This is a genomic window from Rhizobium sp. LARHSG275, assembly GCF_052871115.1.
Map to the genome: position 1 here is coordinate 81,095 of NZ_JBIXJN010000024.1, position 21,305 is coordinate 102,399.

Consider the following 21,305-nt stretch of genomic DNA (forward strand, 5'->3'; position numbering starts at 1 on the left):
CAGCCTCATTTCGGATCTGTAGGTTAGTGAAGGTTAGCACGCCTCGCGAAGCAGGTCGACGCTATCGACCAGAACGACCTTGCCTCTGACTTCGACCCCCGACGGGGCGAGCGCCGCAAACGCGCGGGAAAGGGCTTCCGGCGCCAGTCCCAGTTTGCCGGCCAGGATTCGCTTTCGGTAAGGAAGGCGGAACGTAACCCGCGAGGTGGCCGCCACCGAGGCGGGGCAGCGGCTCATAAGGTAGTTTGCCACCCGTTGCGCGGCTGTGAGCAAGCGGTCTCCCGCAATACAATCCATCGCGCCGAGCAGGTGCCTGCCCATGATGCGCATGACGTTCCTGTGTACGACCGGATGTTGGTCGGCGAACGCCTGCAACTCCGCAAGCGCAAACAGCGCGACCTCGGCCCCGTCGGCGGACCGCGCGCTATAAGCGTAGGAGCCGCCACCTGCGAGTAGATATTCTCCAAAGGTGTCGCCCGGCTCGCACACGCAGATATCCGCTTCGCGCCCGGCGGATTCCGATTTTGAAAGTCGCACAAACCCGTTCATGACGCAGTAAACGAACAATGCCTGCTGGCCCTCGGCTACGATCTTCTCGTCAGCGGCGAAGGTTCGAAACTCAGCCGTTGCGGTGAATTGCTCCACAGTCGCCTGATCCAAACCAGCAAACAGGTCAGACTGCAGAAGCATAGAATTTTTCGCAAGCATCCATCTTCCTTTCGTGTTTGGACCCACTGTGCGGTCAGGGTTCTCGTTGATCGGTTTCGTCCTCGGCGAGGATCCGCCAGGCGGCGCCTTGAAGGTCGTCATACTGGCCGCTCTTCAGCGACCAAAGGAATGCCAGGAGCCCTATTCCTCCCATCAACAGCGCGATCGGTATGAGATAGATCAACATGTTCATGCGGCTTTGACCTCCGCACTCCTGCCGATCCGCCCTCGAATGTGCATATCCCGACGCTTGCCGAAGGCGTTCAGGCGCAGGGCGTTCGTCACGACGATGATCGAGGATGTCGACATTGCCACCGCCGCTATCAGCGGCGTCGCCAATCCGGCGATGGCGATCGGCACTGCTAGAACGTTGTAACCGATGGCGAGAGCGAAGTTCTGCCGGATGAGGCTGGCGGATCGTCGCGCAACGGCGATCGCTTCCGGAACAGCGTCAAGGCGATCGTTGAAGAAAACCAGGTCGGCCGCCTGTCTGCCGATATCGGAGGCTGTGGCCGGCGCCATCGAGACATGCGCGGCTGCAAGTGCCGGGGCGTCGTTGATCCCGTCGCCAACCATGAGCACGCGACGACCTTCGCCATTCAGCCTCTGGCATTCCTCGACCTTCTGTTTCGGCGTCAGAGAGCCCAAAGCCCTGTCGATACCCAGGGCATGTGCCGTATTGTCGACGACGGTCTGCCTGTCTCCGGACACGATCAGCGTTTCAAGGCCGGCTGCATCGAGCCGGTCAATGGCCTCGCAAGCACCCGGACGAAGCGTGTCATCGAAGAAGAAGCGGGCAAGATCGACGCCATTCTTCGACAGGACCACTTCCGAGAACGGACTGTCGGCGGTGCGGGGCACGACGCTGGTTCCGCAGGCAAACGCCGCGTTGCCCAATCGATAGACATCTGCTCCGTTCCTGGCTTCCAGTCCCCCGCCGGGGATTTCCGTGACGATGTCGAAGGACATGAGGTCGGTCTCGGTGTCCCGTACCAGGGCCCGAGAAAGGGGATGCCGTGAATGCGCCGCCAATCCACGGGCGATCGCGGGGGCGCTCTCGTCCATGGCGTCCACTCTGACAAGGCGCGAACTGCCGATCGTCAAGGTGCCCGTCTTGTCAAAGGCCACGGTGTCGGTCTCGGCCAGTCTTTCGAGTGCTGAGCCGTCCTTCACCATGATGCCCTTCCGGAAAAGTTCGCCCGCGGCGACGACCTGGACCACGGGTACGGCAAGACCCAATGCGCACGGGCAGGTAATGATCAGCACCGCTACGGCGACCAGCATGGCCTGTTTCCAGTCTCCGCCCAGGAGGCCCCAGGCAAGGAAGGAGACCAGCGCCAGCAGATGCACGACCGGGGAATAGAGTGTCGCAGCGCGATCGGCGATCCTGCGATAGCGAGCTCTTCCGCCCTCGGCGGCTTCCATGAGGCCGATGATCTCCGAGAGAAGCGAATTCTTGGCAATTCTCGTCGCCCGCAACACGAGGGAGCCGGTCAGGTTCATCGCCCCGGAACTCACTTCGCTGTTGCTGGCGACGGCGACCGGGCTGCTCTCGCCGGTGACGATGGAGAGGTCCAGGTCGCTCTCTCCGCTGACGACTATGCCATCGACGGGAACCCGTTCGCCTGCGGCTATCGAGATTTCATCCCCCGCCGCGATCTCATCTACCGCAATGTAGCGTCGCGACCCGTCCGGATTGATCAGCAATGCTCCGCGCGGGGCCAGTCTAGCGAGTCCGTTGATCGCCGCCCGAGCCTTTTCCCGCATGACATGATCGAGGGTTCTGCCGATCAGCAGGAAGAAGAGCAGCGAGACCGAAGCGTCGAACCACGCATGCTCGCCGTGATGGACGGTCTCCCACAATGAAACGGCATAGGACAGCGTCACGGCGAGCGAAATCGGAACGTCCATGTTGGTGCGCCCATGCCGCAGCGCATTCGAGGCCGATTTGAAGAAGAAGCGCCCCGCATAAACCAGCGCGGGCGCTGCTATCATCGCCGAGATCCAATGAAACATGTCGCGCGTCGCAGCATCTGCGCCCGACCAGACCGATACCGAGAGCAACATGATGTTGGCGGCGGCAAAACCGGACACGCCGATCGCGAGGAGAAGTTGATTTCTAGTCTTGTCGTTCTCGGGAGCTGAGGGGGTGAAGAGATGTGCGCGATATCCGGCCGCGTTGATCGCTGCGAGGATCTTGGACGGATCGGTTGCGCCCGTCTCGATCTCCTCCTGGTAGACGCAGGTCACCCTTCGCGCCGTGAGATTGACTCGCGCTGTCTTGACGAAGGGAAGCGTCAACAACGCCCTTTCGATGGTCGAAATGCAGCCACCGCAGTGGGCGTCGGGAACGCTCAGGTCCAGCTGGCGCAATCCTTCGCCGAGCGGCTGGCTGGCAAGGCGGACCTCTTCGGCACTGAATGATGTCGTGCTGAGGGCAAGTACGCTTTCCGCGTCCATGGTACAGCAGGTCATTGGTCTAACTCCGCGGTATGGATGCGTTTTGCCTCATGCATGACGACCACGCCGCCGTTTCGCGAGATGGCCTCGACGATCCAGTCACCTTCGGCTAGATCATGCTCCGCTTCGAATCGCCCCGCGGCTGTCTTCCTGAGCGTAAGGAGGAAGTCCTCGTGGTCTCCGACGGGCCGTTTGAAATTCAGAACGACGTCGTCGACGATCGCAGGAGATCCGCTCTTGTCGTGAATGTCGTAGCGGATCTCGTGCCCCTTTATGGAGAGGTTGCCCTCGATGCCGGAAGCGGCCATTGCCTTCATCGCCGCCGCTTTGCGGTTGAACTCCTGACTGGCGACATAGGTGTTTTCCACGACCAGACCGCTCCAGCTGGAGGAGGCATAGAAGGCCATGGTGACGTTCACCGCGATCACCACGCCAAAGAATGCCGAGGTCGCAAGCAGCATGTGCAGGCCTGTAAAACCTTGAGCGGAGGTCTTCATTTGATGTCTCCCGGTGCATTGAACGCCGCGCGGTAGGTTGCCCGATCGGCATGATCGGTATCTTCGATAACGAACAGAAATTCGTTGATCGCAGCTCCGGTAGGCTTGCGCGTAACGAAGACCTTGAGCGTCGTGGCCGCGTCGGGTTCGGCGTGGACTGTAAAGCTGCGAGCGTCTTCCTTGCCGAACTCGGGAATGCGCATCGTCGCCCCCTCCAGCCCGACCAGGCTTATGTTCACATCCCTCGGCGTCGGCACCATGTTCAGAACACGAAGCGTGTAGCCATTCCGCAGAGAGCCGTCGCTTTCCAGAACATATTGGGGGTTTCGGTCGTGAACGACGTTGAGTTCAAGGCGCTCCCGAAAGGTGAGATGGACGAGCATGGCCACGCCGACCGACGTCCAGGCGACTGCGTAAAACACGGTTCTCGGACGAAAGATGATACGCCAGTTGAAGTGCCGGATCGCCGGAACGAAGGTTCCATCCTCGTTTCGAACCCTGGATGGCTGGACGGCCGTTCGTCCTTCATCCGTAGCAAGCGACATGTTGCCCGAGTATTCGCTCAGCGTGGCGTAGGCGATCAGGCCGCGAGGCTTTCCGAGCTTGTCCATGACACCGTCGCAGGCGTCGATGCAGAGCGCACATGTGATGCACTCCATCTGCTGTCCGTCGCGAATGTCTATTCCCATCGGACACACCGCCACACAGGCATTGCAATCCACGCAATCCCCGACCGATAGGCCATTGACTAAAGCCTTCTTGGCGTGACGCGACCGCTGCTCGCCCCGCCAGTCATTGTAGGTGACGACGAGAGAATTTTCGTCGAGCATCGCACCCTGGATGCGTGGCCACGGGCACATATAGGTGCACACCTGCTCTCGCATGAGACCGCCGAGCACATAGGTCGTCGCAGTAAGGATGGCGACGGTGGTGTAGGCGGCTGCAGGAGCGCGGCCGGTGAACAGCGAAACAAGCAGGCTCGGCGCGTCGGCAAAATAAAAGATCCACGCTCCGCCCGTGACGACGCCGATCAGCAGCCAAATCGAATGTTTGACGACGCGCTTCCTCAGCTTGGCAAAGCTCATGGGACCAGCGTCAAGCTTCATTCGCGCGTTTCGATCGCCTTCGATCGCACGTTCGACGACGAGAAAAAGATCAACCCAGACGGTCTGCGGACAAGCGTAGCCGCACCATGCGCGGCCAACCGCGGAAGTGACGAGAAACAGGCCGAATCCCGCCATGACGAGGAGACCCGCTACATAATAAAATTCCTGAGGCCAGATTTCGATGAAGAAAAAGAAGAAGCGCCGTGAAGAAAGGTCGATGAGGATTGCCTGGTCAGGCGCGTAGGGACCGCGATCCCAGCGAATCCATGGCGCGAGATAGTAGATGCCAAGCGTAATCAGCATGACGATCCACTTGAACCGACGGAATCGTCCCTCTGCACGCTTGGGAAAAACCTTCTTCCGAGGTGTGTAGAGAGGCTGCCGGTTGCGACGGGCATTGACCGGCTCGACATTGAGCCGCTCGATGTTATCGGGATCTGGTGCAGTGTAGAGGTTCATGGGACCTATCCGATTTCACCCGCCCTTGTCCCATCTGCCGCGCATCCGTTCCTTGATGCAGATCAAGAAATGCCCAAATGCAATCTCGTGGGAAAGTGATCTTCCCGAAAAGGAACAGGCCACGCCCTGGACAGAGGGCGCGGCCCGCAGGAGCTGCCGAGGAAAGGCACGATTGGGACATCCTCGACGAGGCTAGGGACTAACGGCGAGTCTGCTTGTGGTCCTTGACCCAGGTCAAACTTACGATCGAATTGCCGATCTTTGCCGGGTCGTCCTGATCGGACGGTGGCGGTGTGGCCTTGGCGCGCGCCGACACACGTGATCGTATGGTAGCGCGCGGCGTGCCATAGAGATCGAGGATCGGGTTGTGGCCGTGAGCTGCCATGGCTTTTCTCCTCACGTCCCGCCGCCAAGCGAATGCACGAAAATGGTAAGTTCCTTGACCGCCGTGTCGCCGAGACGCCCTGCCCAGGCAGGCATGACGCCATGCTTGGGAGCGGCCACCTGACGGATGATCGCATCCTCGCCGCGTGCCTTCAGCCAGATCGCATCGGCGAGATCCGGCGCGCCCATGTCGGCCTTTCCTTTGGCGTCGTCGCCGTGACATGCGGCACAGTTATCGAGGAAGACCTGCTTTCCGGCCTCTGCGAGACCGGGGTCCGACGGTGTATTGGTCAGTCCCCAGACGTAAGCCGCGACCTGCCTTGTCTGGACGGGATCCAGAACATCGGCAAAGGGCGGCATCTCGGAAGTATGAGTGTCCGTATCCCCATCGAAGCGAATCCCATGCGCGATCGTCGCCTGGATGGCATCCAGGTCTCCGCCCCACAGCCAATCGTCGTCGTTGAGGTTCGGAAATCCCGGCCCGCCGCTTGCTCCCGAGCCATGGCACGGCGCGCAGTTCACCTTGAATGCAGACGCGCCGCCGGCGACCGCGAATTCGCGAAGGGCAGAATCGGAATCGATCTCGTGCACCGTCTTGGCGGCGATCAGATCATGCAGTGTCGTCTGCGATGCTTTGGCCTGATCCAGGTTCTGCTGCAACTCGGCGCGGCTGGAGAAACCCAGCATGCCCTTCGTGGCGTCGGTAACCATCGGGATCGCGGGATACGCGATCGCATAGCCCAAGGCCCAGACGATAGTGGCGTAGAAGGTCCACACCCACCAGCGGGGCATCGGATTGTTGAGTTCGCGGATGCCGTCCCATTCATGTCCGGTCGTTTCGACGCCGCTAAATTCATCGATATGTTTTTCCGACATCTCAATCATCCTTCAAGGGAATATCGGCGGCCTCTTTCGCCGTTTGCTTGCTGCCTGGGCGAAGGGTGAACACAACGACGCCGACGAAGAATGCCGCCATTGCCAGAAGGCCCCAGCTGTCGGCGAAGTGTCTCATTGCAGTGTAGGTTTCCATGGATCACCTCATCGGTAGCCGGTCGCGTCGTCGTAGGTCGAGAAATCGACCAACGTTCCGAGCATCTGCAGGTAGGACACCAGGGCATCCATTTCGGTCAGCGCAGCAGGATCGCCGTCGAAATCGCCGGTCTTCGCCTTCGGATAGCGGGCAAGCAGGGCCGTCGTATCTGCGTTCGGATCGGCTTGGGCCTTCATGTCGGCCTCCGCATTCGCCAGCATGTCGTCGTTGTATGGCACGCCCACGTCCTCATTGGCCTTCAGGTCCATTCCCACGTCCTTGACCGTCACCCTCTGCTCTTTGAGGAAGGCGTAACTCGGCATGATCGACTCCGGCACGACCGCCCGTGGATCCGCGAGATGCTGGACATGCCATTCGTTGGAGTAACGTGCCCCGACACGGGCCAGATCCGGCCCGGTTCGCTTGGATCCCCATTGGAAAGGATGATCGTACATCGACTCGGCCGCGAGCGAATAATGGCCGTAGCGTTCGACCTCGTCGCGGAACGGCCTGATCATCTGGCTGTGGCAGAGGTAGCAGCCTTCGCGGATGTAGATGTTCCGGCCGGCCAATTCGAGCGGCGTATACGGCCGCATGCCTTCCACCTTTTCAATCGTGTTCTGCAGGTAGAACAGCGGTGCGATTTCGACGATGCCGCCGATGCTCACGACGAGCAGCGAGCCGACGAGAAGAAGCGTCGCGTTCTTCTCGAGGATCTGATGTTTATCTAGTATCGATGCCATGTCTCACCTCATTCGGCAGGTTGTGGTTGGGGCACGAAAGTGGTTGGGATTGCAGCTTCGTCGCGCAGGTGGCCGCGGATCGTCATGAACACGTTCCAGGCCATGACGAGACCACCCGCCAGGTAAAGCGTTCCGCCGACCGCGCGCAGCACGTAGTAGGGGAACATCGCCGCGACCGTCTCCGCGAAGGAATAGACGAGGAAGCCCTGGGAATTGTACTCGCGCCACATGAGCCCCTGCTGGATGCCGGCAACCCAAAGCACGGCGGCGTAGACGACGATCCCGAGGGTTGCGAGCCAGAAGTGCCAGTTGACCATCCGCAGGCTGTAGAGACGCTCGCGTCCCCATAGCTTCGGCGTCAGGTAGTAGATCGCCCCGAAGGTGATCATTCCCACCCAGCCGAGAGCGCCGGAATGCACGTGACCGATCGTCCATTCGGTATAGTGGCTGAGCGAATTGACGGTTTTCACCGACATCATCGGGCCTTCGAAGGTCGACATCCCGTAAAAGGCGATCGCGACGATCATCATACGGATGATCGGATCGGTGCGGATCTTGTCCCAGGCGCCTGAAAGGGTCATGAGACCGTTGATCATTCCGCCCCAGGAGGGCATCCAGAGCATGATCGAGAAAACCATGCCGAGCGTCTGGGCCCAATCGGGCAATGCCGTGTAGTGCAGATGATGCGGGCCGGCCCAGATGTACATGAAGATCAGCGCCCAGAAGTGGATGATCGAGAGCCGGTATGAATAAACCGGTCGGTTGGCCTGCTTCGGCACGAAGTAGTACATCATGCCCAGGAAGCCGGCGGTGAGGAAAAAGCCGACGGCGTTGTGGCCGTACCACCATTGGGTCAGCGCGTCCTGGACGCCCGAGAAGACAGAATAGCTCTTGGAGCCAAGGAACGAGGCCGGAACCGCAAGGTTGTTGACCACGTGCAGCATGGCGATGGTGACGATGAAGCCGAGATAGAACCAGTTTGCCACGTAGATGTGCGGCTCTTTGCGCTTCAGGATCGTTCCAAGATACACGGCGAGATAGGCGACCCAGACGATGGTCAGCCAGAGGTCGACATACCACTCAGGTTCGGCATATTCACGGGCCTGGGTGATTCCGAGAACATATCCGGTCGCAGCCATCACGATGAAAAGCTGGTAGCCCCAGAATACGAACCAGGCCAGGCTGCCGCCGAAAAGACGTGCGCGACAGGTGCGTTGCACCACGTAGAACGACGTCATGATCAGCGCGTTGCCGCCAAAGGCGAAGATGACCGCCGATGTGTGAACGGGCCGCAGCCTTCCGAAATTGAGATAAGGGGCGATGTTGAGGTCGGGATAGGCCAGTTGCAGCGCGATGACCACGCCAATGAGGAAGCCGACCACGCCCCAGAATACCGTGGCGATCAGGCCATACCGGATCACCTCGTCGAAATAGCCTGATATATCGACTTTCCGCCGTTGGCCTGCCGGCGAAAAATCAACGTTCCTGACCAGCAGGGCAGCACCCGCGAGCAGGCAGAAGCAGAGAATACCCATGTGGACTGCAAAGAGGTGGTCATGTGCGAATGCAGCTCCTAGCAGCGCCAGAAACGCCGCGACCGTAATCACCATCGTTTCCGTTGTGTAATTCATGATATCGTCCTCAGTGCACAGACGGCCGCTTTCCGGCCGGCTTTTTGGTACTTGCGCCAGGACTGTCATGAAGACGGTGCTGGCGTCTTGATCCAAGTCAAACTAGGCCAGCGTTTTCCCACTATGTGCGGGGTTGCTTCATTCGTGAAAGGGCTTGGACGCCAGTCTGATAGCTACGCTGAAACGACAAACACGAAGATGCAGATCAGCACTTTTCGGAGGAACTGCACGCCGCAGCCGAGCGACCCAGATGCTTTTCTCGCTTGCGCAATCTCTGCATGTCAGGGGGTGTAGGCCGGCGAGAGGACATGCGTGAAGTACGACGTCGAGCCGTCGCCAATGGAGCGATGCGCGGCCCATCTCTGACTTTGTTTAGGCGGAGAGCAGGTGGGGCGTGCCCTTCAACGTCAGGGCGGTGCTGTGATCATGTTCGCCTTCAGCCGGCGAGAGATGATGGCCGATCTGGTGAAGACACGCGGCCGCGGAAAACCCGCATCGGCTCTGTGGCTGCAGCTTATTTGTGAGGCGAATAGGGTCCTCGTCGACGGCTGTGCGGAGCCGTGCATTGAGCGGGAAAAAGATTGGGACCACACAAGCAGTGAAGGCCCCGCCAAGATGATCTCGAACTGTCGCAGGATCTAACGCTCTTATTCTGCGAGCATTGCAGAGGTGAGCTTTTCTCTCCGCCGGTTCGTTCATTGCGAGGTCTTTCGAACGCAGAGCGGCGTCGAGTGAATTCGAGCCTTAGGGCTTCAGTTATGCGATATCACAAGATTCACGCCGGCCGAGAAAACCCTGTTAATCCACGTTCGTTCACCTCGTGTACGACCCTTGAGACGGCACCCTGTTCTAGATCAAGGTGGTTCATCAACGCGGACTGCGCCCGGTCCGTTGCCACGCCTAATTCAGACATTGCGGCACTTAGTCTTCCGAGGCTTTTGACAAACGCGGGCCGAAGATCCGACGCGGTTATTTCCATTCGTAAAGGGTGAGTACAAAAACAAAATCGGTGGACGATTTTGCAAGCCTCACAATTGGCCGCTTCCTCGGCGATTTTTGCGAATATCGCTTCTGTCCTTAAGGCGAGTTCGTCAGGGGACAATTTGTCCGACACGCTCCAGCTCTCTGGCGCCTGCGGCCGCATTCGATTTAAGGCCGAAATGAGGGTCTCGCGTCCAACAACATAAAAATCCAACAGTGTATTTTCTGACATCGGTCTCGTGAAAAAACCTCTCTGAGGGATGTATTGGATCTTCCCTTCCGCCGCCAGCCGCTGAAGTGCTTCGCGTACTGGGGTTCGACCAATATCGAGCTTAGACGCCAGATCCTGTTCCCTGAGATGTTGGTCCGGCACACGGCCGTAACTGTGCAGCAATCGCCGAATAGCATCGTAGGCAATATCGGCCTTTGCAGGTTCTGGTTCAATGTCAAAATTTAAATCGACCCCGCGACGTGGAGGCGCGTTCTTGCAACACCGCATTTGATAGTTTTCCTCTGTCGATGTCCTTTAAGGACTCTACAGGATCTTATTCGTTGATATCGGGCGTCGTTCCGAATTCAAGGCTGAAAATATTTTGGCCTCCCTATACCGGCACGAGTTTTGGCCCGAGCGAGATTCGCCGGCCTGTATTACAGCCGCGGTTGGCTTTTATCACTTTCTCTCGCAGTTGAGTTCAATGCCATGCGCAAGAGGTCGCGGTCACGTTCTCCAGCTACAAGGCTGACCTTCATCTCTGGCCTGTCAATTCTGGCTTTGTATGTGTGCATGTTGTCACGTCGGTTCATCTAAGCCTCCCTTCGCTGACCGGGGTAGGCCCCCGTGCCGCGTGTTGAGCAGATCTAGACGGCGGCTCGCCACAGATCAATATATAAGGATAATATATTTTTTGATATTTTGGGGTTATCGCTCGAGCGTAAGTTTTTGTATTTTAGCTTTCTGCGGATGACTAAGTAAACGTATAATGCTGTACGTATTAATCAAACAACTGCGCATGTTCGGTCACACGATTCTCAGTTGGCGAGTCGCAAAATCTTTAACTGGCCATGTTCGCTTACCAATCGCTCAAGCAGCCGGATAAGTTCCCCGTCTTGCTAGACAATTCCAACATTTTAGGTGGCTCGATTAGTTCCTCACCTCGGAGCCGATGGCCACGGGAGTGAATTTCTTCGAGAAAATCAAATAACATAGGAAACGCAATGGAAGTGTATCATCGCCGTTGTCAGGGTAGGGGATCAGGCACTTTCAAGCGCGTGGGTAACGACGACTTTGGCTTAACGCCTTGGATCTCATGTATTTATCAACCTGTAGGTGGAGTTAATGCGCAAGACCGACAAGCTGACGCTGGTGATGCTTGATCGATCGGTGTCGCAAGCCATGCAGCGGCGGCGAATTCGCTGTTTGCCTTCTAGACGGCTCTCTTTAGCACGGAGATCGAAGGTAGAATTCCGACGTGCAGTTGGACAGAGCCGAAATTTCACAATCGCTGCGAGGTCGCGCGCCAACAGCCCGACCGCGGGGAACACCATATGAGTCGGTTCAAATCAGTCCCGCACGCCAGCAGTTCCTCATCACTTAATCTTGGCCGCAACCGAACGAGCACTGCTGAACATCGCAAACTGCGAAACGCCGCCATAAATACGTGGCAGGAAATCACACTCTCGACCGCCGCATGGCATCCTATGCTCGACCCAAGCTAAGGCGAGCTACCGTATGGAGAGAGCTTGCCCATCTGTAGGCCGCTTGAGGGACCTCGCGCCTTAACTTGACACGAGGCCAGTAACGGTACAACGCTGGATGGATGAATTTGAAGCTCAGTTTCTGATTTTCACTACCTGCCAAGAGCCGCTTCCGCCGTCACGATTGAGCAGACGCGCACCCGTGACGCTGTATTTGAAGCCGCCTGCACCTACGCCGTTGGTATCCAAAGCGCCTGCCAGCGTACCAAAGGTAGCTACCAAATATATGTCGTTTGTGTCGCTCAGATTTGGATCATTGCGTTTATTTTGGCTACTAATGAGGACGTACCAAGCGGCCGCAATCGTATCATCATTCAAAGTGGTGGTGGTTGCCACGGGATAACCGCTATCACCCGGCGGATTGCTGCTGAATAATGCCAAATAACTTTCATCTTGGTAATTTTGAAGGCGAATCTGATCACCGCTGCAAACGTTTTGTCCAGGGGTTTTAGAGGAGCCCGGCGCCGCCATTATTGTCCATTGCGTAGCAAGTTCTTGTCCTGATAGGCTTGCATATGTTCCGACATTATCCACGGCACTGGGTACCTTTGATTCCCCGCCAACACCGAGGTAGCCGCCAAGCCCGACTCCTCCGTATGCGTTGATGATGCGCAATCTATCGCCGTATTTGAGATAATCGTCTGCCATTTTACGCTCCCGGTAGCGATGTGACGATCGAAAGGATCGTTCCATCGTAGGTTTAATAATGCGTCTCACTTGAACCTGGGTTCGTGGCGCTAGTAAATGAGTAAAATTACTTAATTGAGCGGCCTTGTTGCGGATTTCAGACGTGAACCCGGCCACCGTTCCAATCAAAGACCGGCCAGTTTTCGGCACTGAAGATTACCTCCTGGGTCAGCAACGTTTGGCATCGATACCTCGTGATGATCGAGGACATTTTGAGCCGGCAAAGAGAAGACTGAGCATGAGACATTACGATAAATGCTGCGACTTGCCGGAAGCGGGACCAGCTCCCGCGAGATTGTAGTCGTATTGGGAATAGCGCGCAGTACGCCCATTACAGACTTCCGATATTCGCATCAACCTCGCAAGGCGGCCCCACCGGGAGCTTACCGAGCGATGTGACAAGCGGAGGCTTCAGTTTCTCACCAGGCCCGAGATTGAAGCGATTCTGGACTGTACGGATCGAAGCACATGGCTGGAACGCGGCGATCACACTCTTCTACTGCTGGCCGCGCGAACGGGGTGGCGGGGCTCTCCGAGGTCATCGATCTCGACCGAGACGCGGTAATGTTCGGCCGCGGTGGATAGGTGCAATACATCGGAAGAGGCCGCAAAGAGCGAGGTACGCCACTCACAAAGGACGCACAGCAAGCCCTTCGTTGCTGGCTCAAGAAGCCCAGGAAACGAGGCGCAGCGGCCCTCTTTCCGAACATGCACGGCGGCAAGCTCAGCGTGCAGGCGCTGCTGAACAGTTTCGCCCAGGCGCGCGTGCACTGCGTCTCCGAGAGTGGCTCGGGAAAACCGTCAAATGACATCAGCGGCCGTGAGTTGTTGCTCAGCACGTCGGCAAAGCTAAGTAATAGTACCTATTTAAGTGAATCGTTTTTTAGCTCACAGTGGTTATCACAACATACGAAAAATACCTTTATACGACCACTACACCCAAAAGAATGATCGGCTATCGGCAACTACAGATTGCGTATAGCGGGACGCATGACTTCAAAAGAGGAGAATGGAAATGGCTTATGCAAGAAATCCCTTTCTTCAAGCATCGCGTGCAGCAACATCTTCGACAAAACCTAGCCGCGGTTTTTGGACTTCGCCAGCTGGAAAACACCTACGTCTAGCCAAGAACTGCTTCGCATTGGCGAAACAGCACAGGGCGGCAGGCAACAAGAAGAAGTATTGGAGCCTGCTGAATGCCGGCCGCAGTGCTTTGGCCCTTTCCCGGCACGAGGTGTCCCTTTGGAAGCGCGGGCAGAGTGTCCGGCGCAGGTCTTACGCGATCCATCGCGCCGTCTAGGTGTGTCCCTCCGGCGCGGAATGTATTCTCGCGAGTGCATTCCGCGGCAATTGTTTCTGCGCAGCCCGAGGCAACGGTCTTTTGGCTGCATTTCGGTCTAGGGAGGAATAACTGAGATGAGCGACTCGTTGCTTTTTGGATATTCGGTAGAAGAGAACGACGGCAAGTTCGTCATCACGTTGGCGGGGAAGCTGGCTGTTCTGATTATGCAAGATATTGGGGCAAACATCGAACCCGAAGCTTCTGGCACTGCCTGCTTGCCCATGATGTTTCCCTATAGCCTGCTTGCATCCCATGCCGTCCGGATGAGCTCTCAGGCCGCTGTCGAGGGGGGACAGAAGAGCGAGTCCACGCTCTCCGACATCTTTGCACAGGGCTTTGACAAGGATTTAGGAGAATTCGATCGCCAACTCGAACGTTATCAGGCTCTGCTATCGCCAGCTGGATCGAACGGGCGCGGGCACGAGACGCCGGTTGCCGTGAATGAAGCCGCCGATGTCGCTAAAACAAAAACGGTCGTCTCCAAAAATTAAGAGGATAGAAGGAGAGCAACAATGGTTCAGCTGTCCCGAGAGGAGACTTTTCTCCTACTGACTTGTAGACCGGACCTGACGCCCTCCGATGACGTGCGCCTGCAGCGGATTGTCGATTCGGATCTGGATTGGTCATTCGTCCTTTGGCGTGCCGAGAGCTATCAGACATTGCCGTTGTGCGGTTTCCACCTCAATAGACTAGCCTTGCTTCCCCGGACACCAGAATGGGTCGTCCACTACATACATATGTGGTCGCAGTTGTCGAAGGCGCGGAGCGAGGTACAATTCCGTCGCCTTGGTGAACTTCTAGGACATTTTCGTGCGTGCGATCTGGAACACTATTTGTTCAAGGGTCCTCTATTGGCAGCTCTGCTATATTCCGACCCGGCACTGCGCCCGATGCAGGATTTGGACATTATGGTGCGCAAAGCAGATGTCTGGCGAGTGCAGAAAGAGCTTTACCGATTGGGTTATCAGCACGGAGTATTCAATCCGGCGGATGGTGTCTTCACACACATGTTCCGCAAGATCACACACCAGACGCTCGAGCATAAGTACGCGCTACATTCAGTCACTATGGTCGAGGAGATTCGGCCGAAGTTCGATACGACCCTAATCGCGCCAGAATGGCGAACGCGGCAGATCAAATCCTTCGTCCAAGACGATGGCTCGGTGCGGATGCCGGTGTTCGTCGACATCCACTTCAGTCTTGGAGCTGGCATGGAGGAGGTAGACGTCTGGCGCGGCGCCGGTCCCCGCAGGTTGCTCGGTCGAGAAGTGCATTGTCAGTCGCTGACTAGCGTTCTGTGGTTCAGCGCTGCCCGCATCTATTTTGAAGCCTACCAACATGGCACCCTGAAATTGCAGATGCTGGGCGACATCGACGCGCTGTTGCGCCTTCATGCCGAGGACATCGACTGGCCCGAGTTGCTTGCGGTTGCCGGCAAGTACGGCTTTTCAGCTGCAATCTTCTACGTCCTTGAACAGGTTCGTCGCCTCTTTGATGCGCCGGTTCCTTTGAAGGTGTTGGCGCTTCTGATGCCAGATCAGCAAGGACGGCCGGATGAAGCGGACTTCGGAGACATTGTCCCTAAGCTGTTATCGCGTACAGTCATCAGTGATCTTCAGCTCGCTTGAGGCGGGACCCGCGGCCGGCCTTGCGGCACGGCAATTACAACATGGCTAAGCTATTGCAGCTAGCGATCAAAGGTGGTCGCCGCCTGGCAAGCCGATCCTTATATGAGGAGCAAACGGTGGAACGCGTAGCAATAATCGGTGGAGGGCCGGCCGGCCTGGCAGTTGGCCAGGCTCTTGCCAAACAGCGTATTAAATTCCTCTTGTTCGAGGCTGGCCGTACGCTTGCAGAACGTAAGCATGACGTGGCAGACCATCTAGGAAGCGGAATTGGTGGTGCCGGCCTTTTCTCCGACGGCAAGTTCAGCTTTTTTCCATCCGGCACACATCTTTACACGCTAGAGGGCCGTTGCCGTCTTGAGGATGCCTATGGCGCAATCGAACGCCAGCTGGCGGAGGTGGGCATTCCGGCGCCCCCTTTTGATCCGGACACCGAAACCAGCTTTCTCGGCACGGGCCAGCCCATGATATGCAAGGACTATCCGTCGACCTACGGCTCGTTGGCGCAGCGAAACGCGCTGATAGCCGCCATGATGCATGAGTTCAGCAACCTCATCTTGGCCAACACGCGCGTGGAAATGATCATTCCCTCGCCACAAGGCTACCTCGTGCAAAGTCGTGGAGCGGACGGCGATCTGAGAGAGGAGTTTTTCACCCATCTTGCGATCGCAACTGGGCGCTTCGGTCCGCAGGCACTACGGTCCATGATGACGGCGCCGATCGCCATGACCGACCTGCGATACGAGTTTGGTATCCGTATCGAACATCCTAACGGAGTTGGGTTCCTTAACGCCGTTAAACGCCCAGACGTGAAATACATTCTCGATGCGGCGTGTACGGAAGTGCGAACCTTTTGCACTTGTCGCGACGGGGAGGTTTGGATGATCCCCTATGGTGGCACTGCTGCTCTTTCCGGTCGGTCGGACGGACCCCCGACCGGCTACTCCAATTTCGGTTTACTGGCGCGCTTCGGCGGGAATAATCTCGACAGAGGTCGACAGATTTGGGCCGATTTGCAACAGCGGTTGGGGAGCGATACGACGGCGACATGGCAGCCACTCACCGAATTCCTAGATCGCCCTTCCATATCCCAAGCGCTTGAATTCGGAAAGGCTGATCGTCCCTGGTTCCCGCGGCAGAAGTTCAGCAGGGGCGACGTGGCCGCTCTATTACATCCCGAACTCTATAGGATCCTCGCCGAAAGCGCGCGTATGCTCATCACGCAGTTTCCGGACATGGCGACGCCAGAGACTGTCTGCATTTTCCCATCAGTCGAGGGTGTTGGTGCCTTCCCGACCGTTGATGCCGCCTTGCAGAATCATAGTGGGCGGATCTGGTATTGCGGCGATGTCGTCGGCCGGTTTCGCGGCCTCGTCCCCGCCCTTGTCAGCGGACATTATGTCGGGGCCTCCATCGCGGCATGTCTTCGCGAAACTGCGGCCGAGGAGTTACATGGTGTGCAGACAATTGCCGCACAATAAACTGGCGCGGAAGTACACATCCGAAAATCCGAGCCGATCAACGGGCGGCAATACTGCGATAAGCGCAGACCATTTGCGGGAGGTAGTGGAGCATGCTTATAGCAATCGAAGGAATTGATGGAGCGGGCAAGACTCATATTGCCCGAAAGTTGGCTCATAACCTGCGTGATGGGGGGTATCTGGCCCGTTATTTGAATAAGAGCGACATAGAGTTCGGAGACGCTTTCACTGATAGTCGGCTTCGCCTGCTAAAGGAAATCATTTGGCCTGAACAGGGCGAACCGAAGATTGACCTGCTCGGAACCCATTTTTATTTGTTTTTGCTCGCATCCTGGTTTTCTGCCGTGGGCCAAATGCTTCGCAGAGAGCCCAGGTTTGGCAATCTCATCACCGTTATGGACGGTTCGCAGTTCAGAGTGGTCGCCAAAGCGCATTGCCGAGCGAAGATCGACAGAGCCCAGCTTCTCGATTATTTCGATCGGGCTGCCGAGCCTGATCTCGTCGTCCTGTTGGAGATAGAGCCGCATGTATCTTGGCACCGGCGCACGGTCTTCAAAGAGACCGAGATGGGGCGTTGGGACGGTTATCGCGGCGATCCGCGCGACGCTTACTGCGCCTATCAGACAAAGATTCAGAACGTCTTGCAGGAGATGGCTTGCGAACGTGGTTGGCTTGTCGTTCCTCAGAATGAGGATACACGCGATACCGATGTCGTTGATTGCATTTTGCAGCACATTGCCGCGCAACACGACGTCGAGGAATACCACCTGGCTAGGAAAGCTACACCGTGTGAATAAAATTACTGCAAATCGCCAACCCACTTTACATCGGCAGCTGCCATTGGCGGCCCTTCTGCAGTGTCACAGCATAAATAATTGGTCTCCGAAGGCACAAGAAACGAAAACTTCGTAAGAAAACATACAGACGCCCGCCGGGGCGGCGCCCTTTAAGCCCAGCCGTTCACGCAGCTTAAGCCCCACGGTGCGTAGCGGCAAACAAGGTGAGATTCGTATTGCCTCATTGGAGAATGCTCCTGAATGAACTGCCTATTGCCTCACCAAAATGCTCCTTTCGCGTTAGGGCAGCTCCGTTGTTCTGCTGGGGTCGATTCCGAAGATCATCGTATGCGCACCATCCCGACGCCAGTCTTTCACTCGCCGCTGCACGTCCTTATTAGGCCATCCAGATATTCACCTGGATAAATGGACTGAAGCCTCTCCAATAGTTCCCGGCCGGTTCTCCATGGTTCCTCCTGGAACCATGCACGGAGATCTTCCGTAACGCTAACGAGCGGGTCGGGTCGCCGCCGCTCACCCTTGAGTTTCGGCTTCGCTTTCGCCGTCGGACGAACCTTCCCGTCTGTCCAAGCGACACGCAAGCTTTGTAGAAAGCTCTCGATATCAGGAGCGTCGGTTGATGGTGCGCCCTGGTGAGCGATGTCAACGAGGCGCTGTTGTCCCGCACGAATGCCGCGGAGAAGCTTTACGGAGTCGAGTTGCTCGCTCATGTGCAATAGGCGATTGCGAACCTCGGTCGACGTTCTTGGATCCGTCATCAGCCGCTGATGCGGTGTCGCGGGAGAAGCGTATCTTTTCTTGACCAATGTGCCATCACGCCGCTTTTCCAGGAGTTTGAACGACGGTTGAAAGAAGTTTACGAACAAACGCATTGAACGGTATAGGTCCGCGAGCGTCGCCGCAGCTTCAACGCCTTCGTGGCGATGATAGCCGGCAATCCCCGCCGGACGACCGATCCGTTCTTCTGCTCGACACCTTTAGGCACTCCTTATCACTTCGCAGGACGATCGACGACGGCGTTGGCCGGCGAACGCGTGAAAACTAGGTAATTTCACTCATTTAAACGACCGGGAGTCTAATGCATTCTTGCACTATGATGGGGGGCAGAATGATAAGACTTTACGTCGGTCGCCACGAATCACGCGGGCAAGCAATGGAGAAAATTTGGCGCTTTCGGCACGAGCAATTCGTGGAAAGGCTTGGCTGGGAGGCGCTTCGTAGAAATGACGGATTAGAAATCGACCAGTTCGATCACGACCGTGCGCTGCACCTTGCATTGTTCTTCGAAGATACTGTCGTGGGATATACGCGATTGCTCCCGACGACTGAACCTCATCTCTTATCGGATGTTTATCCGCAGATCATGAAAGGGCAAGCATGGCCGCGTTCGCCCGAGATATTCGAGTGGACCCGATGTATTGTCGCGGAAGGTCAAATTCTAATAAATGGGGTATCGGCGTCACATGTCTTGATGACCGGCGTGATGGAATTTTGCCTTGTTGCCGGCATAACCTCGGTGATCGTCGAAACGCACCCGAAGCTCGTGCAACTCTTAGTCTCAACCGGTTGGAACGTAACCGAGCTTGGTCCGCCTTCGCTGCTCAATGGCGTATTAATCGTACCAATCCAGGCAAAGCCTTCCATGTCTGGCTTGAGGAAGCATCATCAACTCTATTCTATCCAAGGAAGCACCCTCTTGCTCGAGCCGGAGGCTCGAAATCCGCTGAAGCCCGATGCTACTTTGCACCAGGTCAAGCCAGCTCTGACATCAGGTCCGGGCCATTTGCAAGTACATTGTCATAAGCAAAGGCGGAGCTGTTGACCTGGTTTCGTTGTCTGGGCAACTTTGCCAAAGATACAGACAAGGCTCCTCTTCGCTGGGTTTTTCGTCTACAGTGGCTACTCGGAGAGTTAGCTCCTACCGGAAGCGACCATGAAAAATGCTGCCTTGAGTAGCATGTCCTGGAGGGAAGAGTGGACAGCGAGGCGTTGGCAACGGCAAATGTAATGTTCGACTTTATATCAGACGCTGCACTAGCGAAGAGCAGTGAGGATATACTGAAGTCATTGAACAGAACAGCGTGCCACTTTGGTTTTAGTTGCTTTGCAATGTCCGGCATACCCTTGCCTACGGAGCGCATCGATCCGTATTTCTTGTTGAACGCATGGCCCTACGAGTGGTTTGAACGTTATTCAACGGGCAATTACGTCCATGCCGATCCCGTGATCCATTTGAGTAAAATGCAAGACGGTGCCTTTGTGTGGTCGGAAGCACTGCAGGGTCAAGAGCTCGGCCGTCATGCGCGCCGGATTATGATGGAGGCCCGAGAGTTCAAAATGAAGGATGGTTACAGTGTGCCACTGCATACCGCCGACGGCTTTCAAGCAATTATCACTTTCGGGGCAGAGAAGGTGGATCTGTCGCGAGCTGCCAGAGGAGCGCTACATATCATATCAATTTACGCCCATAACACAGTGCGCAGCCTGTTAACGAAAAACGTGAGCTCCCAAGACAGGCGCCTTTTAAGAATAACTGCGCGTGAACGCGAGATCATTCAGTGGTGCGCTGCGGGCAAGACAGCGGTGGAGATCGCGGCAATTCTAGGCCGCTCGCATAGAACCATCCAAAATGAGATACTCAATGTTCAACGCAAACTCGATGTCGTCAATTCGGCGCAGATGATAGCGGAGAGTTTTCGTTACGGAATCCTTCGGTAAAGTAACGCCCTCCTGGGTGAGGGCCGCAATTTCGATGACGTCTGATCACGATTGTCCGATAAGGCGCGCGTGAACCCCAAACCTTAGCCAATCTCAACACTATGGACCGCGGTCCGTTCGCCATGTCACCTTTAGGCACTCCTTATCACTGCAGGACGATCGACGACGGCGTTGGCCGGCGAACGCGTGAAAACTAGGTAATTTCACTCATTTAAACGACCGGGAGTCTAATGCATTCTTGCACTATGATGGGGGGCAGAATGATAAGACTTTACGTCGGTCGCCACGAATCACGCGGGCAAGCAATGGAGAAAATTTGGCGCTTTCGGCACGAGCAATTCGTGGAAAGGCTTGGCTGGGAGGCGCTTCGTAGAAATGACGGATTAGAAATCGACCAGTTCGATCACGACCGTGCGCTGCACCTTGCATTGTTCTTCGAAGATACTGTCGTGGGATATACGCGATTGCTCCCGACGACTGAACCTCATCTCTTATCGGATGTTTATCCGCAGATCATGAAAGGGCAAGCATGGCCGCGTTCGCCCGAGATATTCGAGTGGACCCGATGTATTGTCGCGGAAGGTCAAATTCTAATAAATGGGGTATCGGCGTCACATGTCTTGATGACCGGCGTGATGGAATTTTGCCTTGTTGCCGGCATAACCTCGGTGATCGTCGAAACGCACCCGAAGCTCGTGCAACTCTTAGTCTCAACCGGTTGGAACGTAACCGAGCTTGGTCCGCCTTCGCTGCTCAATGGCGTATTAATCGTACCAATCCAGGCAAAGCCTTCCATGTCTGGCTTGAGGAAGCATCATCAACTCTATTCTATCCAAGGAAGCACCCTCTTGCTCGAGCCGGAGGCTCGAAATCCGCTGAAGCCCGATGCTACTTTGCACCA

Annotated in this window: 19 protein-coding genes; 7 read left to right on the forward strand and 12 right to left on the reverse strand. The window is 56.5% G+C overall.

Translation table 11 applies throughout. The features are described 5' to 3' along the window. Nucleotides 1-33: 33 nt before the first annotated feature. The 12 genes from ACIPSK_RS27535 to ACIPSK_RS27590 all read right to left on the reverse strand — a co-directional run bounded on the left by ACIPSK_RS27535 (nucleotide 34) and on the right by ACIPSK_RS27590 (nucleotide 12,402). On the reverse strand, nucleotides 34-708 hold the full coding sequence (locus ACIPSK_RS27535; protein WP_017969133.1) for a Crp/Fnr family transcriptional regulator: 675 nt from the start codon (nucleotides 706-708) through the stop codon (nucleotides 34-36). A gap of 34 nt (nucleotides 709-742) precedes the next feature. Then, nucleotides 743-901 carry a cbb3-type cytochrome oxidase assembly protein CcoS gene (gene ccoS / locus ACIPSK_RS27540; protein ID WP_003549679.1) on the reverse strand — a complete coding sequence of 53 codons (159 nt, stop codon included), beginning with the start codon at nucleotides 899-901 and terminating at the stop codon, nucleotides 743-745. Continuing rightward, entirely contained in the window at nucleotides 898-3,183 is a 2,286-nt protein-coding gene (locus ACIPSK_RS27545) for a cation-translocating P-type ATPase (protein WP_446533080.1), read from the reverse strand. Before ACIPSK_RS27545 ends, ccoS begins: the two co-directional genes overlap by 4 nt. After that, on the reverse strand, nucleotides 3,180-3,665 hold the full coding sequence (locus tag ACIPSK_RS27550; protein ID WP_024323142.1) for a FixH family protein: 486 nt from the start codon (nucleotides 3,663-3,665) through the stop codon (nucleotides 3,180-3,182). Before ACIPSK_RS27550 ends, ACIPSK_RS27545 begins: the two co-directional genes overlap by 4 nt. Beyond that, nucleotides 3,662-5,230, reverse strand: coding sequence for a cytochrome c oxidase accessory protein CcoG (gene ccoG / locus ACIPSK_RS27555; protein WP_446533081.1), 1,569 nt, complete (start codon nucleotides 5,228-5,230; stop codon nucleotides 3,662-3,664). Before ccoG ends, ACIPSK_RS27550 begins: the two co-directional genes overlap by 4 nt. 199 nt (nucleotides 5,231-5,429) lie before the next feature. Then, the gene (locus ACIPSK_RS27560) at nucleotides 5,430-5,615 is read right to left on the reverse strand and encodes a hypothetical protein (protein WP_017969137.1); all 186 of its coding nucleotides are present in this window, start codon (nucleotides 5,613-5,615) and stop codon (nucleotides 5,430-5,432) included. Nucleotides 5,616-5,626: 11 nt separating this feature from the next. Continuing rightward, nucleotides 5,627-6,490: a cytochrome-c oxidase, cbb3-type subunit III gene (gene ccoP / locus ACIPSK_RS27565; protein WP_065277073.1), complete on the reverse strand. Its 864-nt coding sequence runs from the start codon at nucleotides 6,488-6,490 to the stop codon at nucleotides 5,627-5,629. 1 nt (nucleotide 6,491) lies between these two features. Then, nucleotides 6,492-6,644, reverse strand: a complete 153-nt coding sequence (locus ACIPSK_RS27570) for a CcoQ/FixQ family Cbb3-type cytochrome c oxidase assembly chaperone (protein ID WP_017969139.1) — start codon at nucleotides 6,642-6,644, stop codon at nucleotides 6,492-6,494. An 8-nt stretch (nucleotides 6,645-6,652) separates the two neighbouring features. Continuing rightward, a complete protein-coding gene (gene ccoO / locus ACIPSK_RS27575; protein WP_003549661.1) occupies nucleotides 6,653-7,387 on the reverse strand; it encodes a cytochrome-c oxidase, cbb3-type subunit II in 735 nt (244 codons plus the stop codon). 8 nt (nucleotides 7,388-7,395) lie between these two features. Continuing rightward, nucleotides 7,396-9,018 (reverse strand): cytochrome-c oxidase, cbb3-type subunit I, encoded by a 1,623-nt coding sequence (gene ccoN / locus ACIPSK_RS27580; RefSeq protein ID WP_020486316.1) that lies wholly within the window; start codon nucleotides 9,016-9,018, stop codon nucleotides 7,396-7,398. A gap of 775 nt (nucleotides 9,019-9,793) precedes the next feature. Next, nucleotides 9,794-10,498 carry a GntR family transcriptional regulator gene (locus ACIPSK_RS27585; RefSeq protein WP_017969142.1) on the reverse strand — a complete coding sequence of 235 codons (705 nt, stop codon included), beginning with the start codon at nucleotides 10,496-10,498 and terminating at the stop codon, nucleotides 9,794-9,796. 1,331 nt (nucleotides 10,499-11,829) lie between these two features. After that, the gene (locus ACIPSK_RS27590) at nucleotides 11,830-12,402 is read right to left on the reverse strand and encodes a hypothetical protein (protein WP_080635755.1); all 573 of its coding nucleotides are present in this window, start codon (nucleotides 12,400-12,402) and stop codon (nucleotides 11,830-11,832) included. Between the two features lie 1,455 nt (nucleotides 12,403-13,857). Here ACIPSK_RS27590 and ACIPSK_RS27595 point away from each other — a divergent pair. The 7 genes from ACIPSK_RS27595 to ACIPSK_RS27625 all read left to right on the forward strand — a co-directional run. Next, nucleotides 13,858-14,274, forward strand: coding sequence for a hypothetical protein (locus ACIPSK_RS27595; protein ID WP_017968905.1), 417 nt, complete (start codon nucleotides 13,858-13,860; stop codon nucleotides 14,272-14,274). 21 nt (nucleotides 14,275-14,295) lie between these two features. Next, a complete protein-coding gene (locus tag ACIPSK_RS27600) occupies nucleotides 14,296-15,411 on the forward strand; it encodes a nucleotidyltransferase family protein (protein ID WP_017968906.1) in 1,116 nt (371 codons plus the stop codon). 116 nt (nucleotides 15,412-15,527) lie between these two features. Then, nucleotides 15,528-16,889, forward strand: a complete 1,362-nt coding sequence (locus ACIPSK_RS27605) for an NAD(P)-binding protein (RefSeq protein ID WP_130806886.1) — start codon at nucleotides 15,528-15,530, stop codon at nucleotides 16,887-16,889. A 92-nt stretch (nucleotides 16,890-16,981) separates the two neighbouring features. Further along, on the forward strand, nucleotides 16,982-17,686 hold the full coding sequence (locus ACIPSK_RS27610; RefSeq protein WP_017968908.1) for a hypothetical protein: 705 nt from the start codon (nucleotides 16,982-16,984) through the stop codon (nucleotides 17,684-17,686). A gap of 1,108 nt (nucleotides 17,687-18,794) precedes the next feature. Further along, the gene (locus ACIPSK_RS27615; protein ID WP_168724885.1) at nucleotides 18,795-19,508 is read left to right on the forward strand and encodes an acyl-homoserine-lactone synthase; all 714 of its coding nucleotides are present in this window, start codon (nucleotides 18,795-18,797) and stop codon (nucleotides 19,506-19,508) included. A 152-nt stretch (nucleotides 19,509-19,660) separates the two neighbouring features. Then, nucleotides 19,661-20,404, forward strand: coding sequence for a helix-turn-helix transcriptional regulator (locus tag ACIPSK_RS27620; protein ID WP_017968911.1), 744 nt, complete (start codon nucleotides 19,661-19,663; stop codon nucleotides 20,402-20,404). Nucleotides 20,405-20,664: 260 nt separating this feature from the next. After that, a partial coding sequence (locus ACIPSK_RS27625; RefSeq protein WP_446533082.1) for an acyl-homoserine-lactone synthase occupies nucleotides 20,665-21,305 on the forward strand: 641 nt, incomplete at its 3' end.

What these genes read in the sequence shown, in the direction of transcription:
- ACIPSK_RS27535 (WP_017969133.1), bottom strand. Translation starts at nt 708, where the DNA reads ATGCTTGCGAAAAATTCTATGCTTCTGCAGTCTGACCTGTTTGCTGGT.
- ccoS (WP_003549679.1), bottom strand. Translation starts at nt 901, where the DNA reads ATGAACATGTTGATCTATCTCATACCGATCGCGCTGTTGATGGGAGGA.
- ACIPSK_RS27545 (WP_446533080.1), bottom strand. Translation starts at nt 3,183, where the DNA reads ATGACCTGCTGTACCATGGACGCGGAAAGCGTACTTGCCCTCAGCACG.
- ACIPSK_RS27550 (WP_024323142.1), bottom strand. Translation starts at nt 3,665, where the DNA reads ATGAAGACCTCCGCTCAAGGTTTTACAGGCCTGCACATGCTGCTTGCG.
- ccoG (WP_446533081.1), bottom strand. Translation starts at nt 5,230, where the DNA reads ATGAACCTCTACACTGCACCAGATCCCGATAACATCGAGCGGCTCAAT.
- ACIPSK_RS27560 (WP_017969137.1), bottom strand. Translation starts at nt 5,615, where the DNA reads ATGGCAGCTCACGGCCACAACCCGATCCTCGATCTCTATGGCACGCCG.
- ccoP (WP_065277073.1), bottom strand. Translation starts at nt 6,490, where the DNA reads ATGTCGGAAAAACATATCGATGAATTTAGCGGCGTCGAAACGACCGGA.
- ACIPSK_RS27570 (WP_017969139.1), bottom strand. Translation starts at nt 6,644, where the DNA reads ATGGAAACCTACACTGCAATGAGACACTTCGCCGACAGCTGGGGCCTT.
- ccoO (WP_003549661.1), bottom strand. Translation starts at nt 7,387, where the DNA reads ATGGCATCGATACTAGATAAACATCAGATCCTCGAGAAGAACGCGACG.
- ccoN (WP_020486316.1), bottom strand. Translation starts at nt 9,018, where the DNA reads ATGAATTACACAACGGAAACGATGGTGATTACGGTCGCGGCGTTTCTG.
- ACIPSK_RS27585 (WP_017969142.1), bottom strand. Translation starts at nt 10,498, where the DNA reads ATGCGGTGTTGCAAGAACGCGCCTCCACGTCGCGGGGTCGATTTAAAT.
- ACIPSK_RS27590 (WP_080635755.1), bottom strand. Translation starts at nt 12,402, where the DNA reads ATGGCAGACGATTATCTCAAATACGGCGATAGATTGCGCATCATCAAC.
- ACIPSK_RS27595 (WP_017968905.1), top strand. Translation starts at nt 13,858, where the DNA reads ATGAGCGACTCGTTGCTTTTTGGATATTCGGTAGAAGAGAACGACGGC.
- ACIPSK_RS27600 (WP_017968906.1), top strand. Translation starts at nt 14,296, where the DNA reads ATGGTTCAGCTGTCCCGAGAGGAGACTTTTCTCCTACTGACTTGTAGA.
- ACIPSK_RS27610 (WP_017968908.1), top strand. Translation starts at nt 16,982, where the DNA reads ATGCTTATAGCAATCGAAGGAATTGATGGAGCGGGCAAGACTCATATT.
- ACIPSK_RS27615 (WP_168724885.1), top strand. Translation starts at nt 18,795, where the DNA reads ATGATAAGACTTTACGTCGGTCGCCACGAATCACGCGGGCAAGCAATG.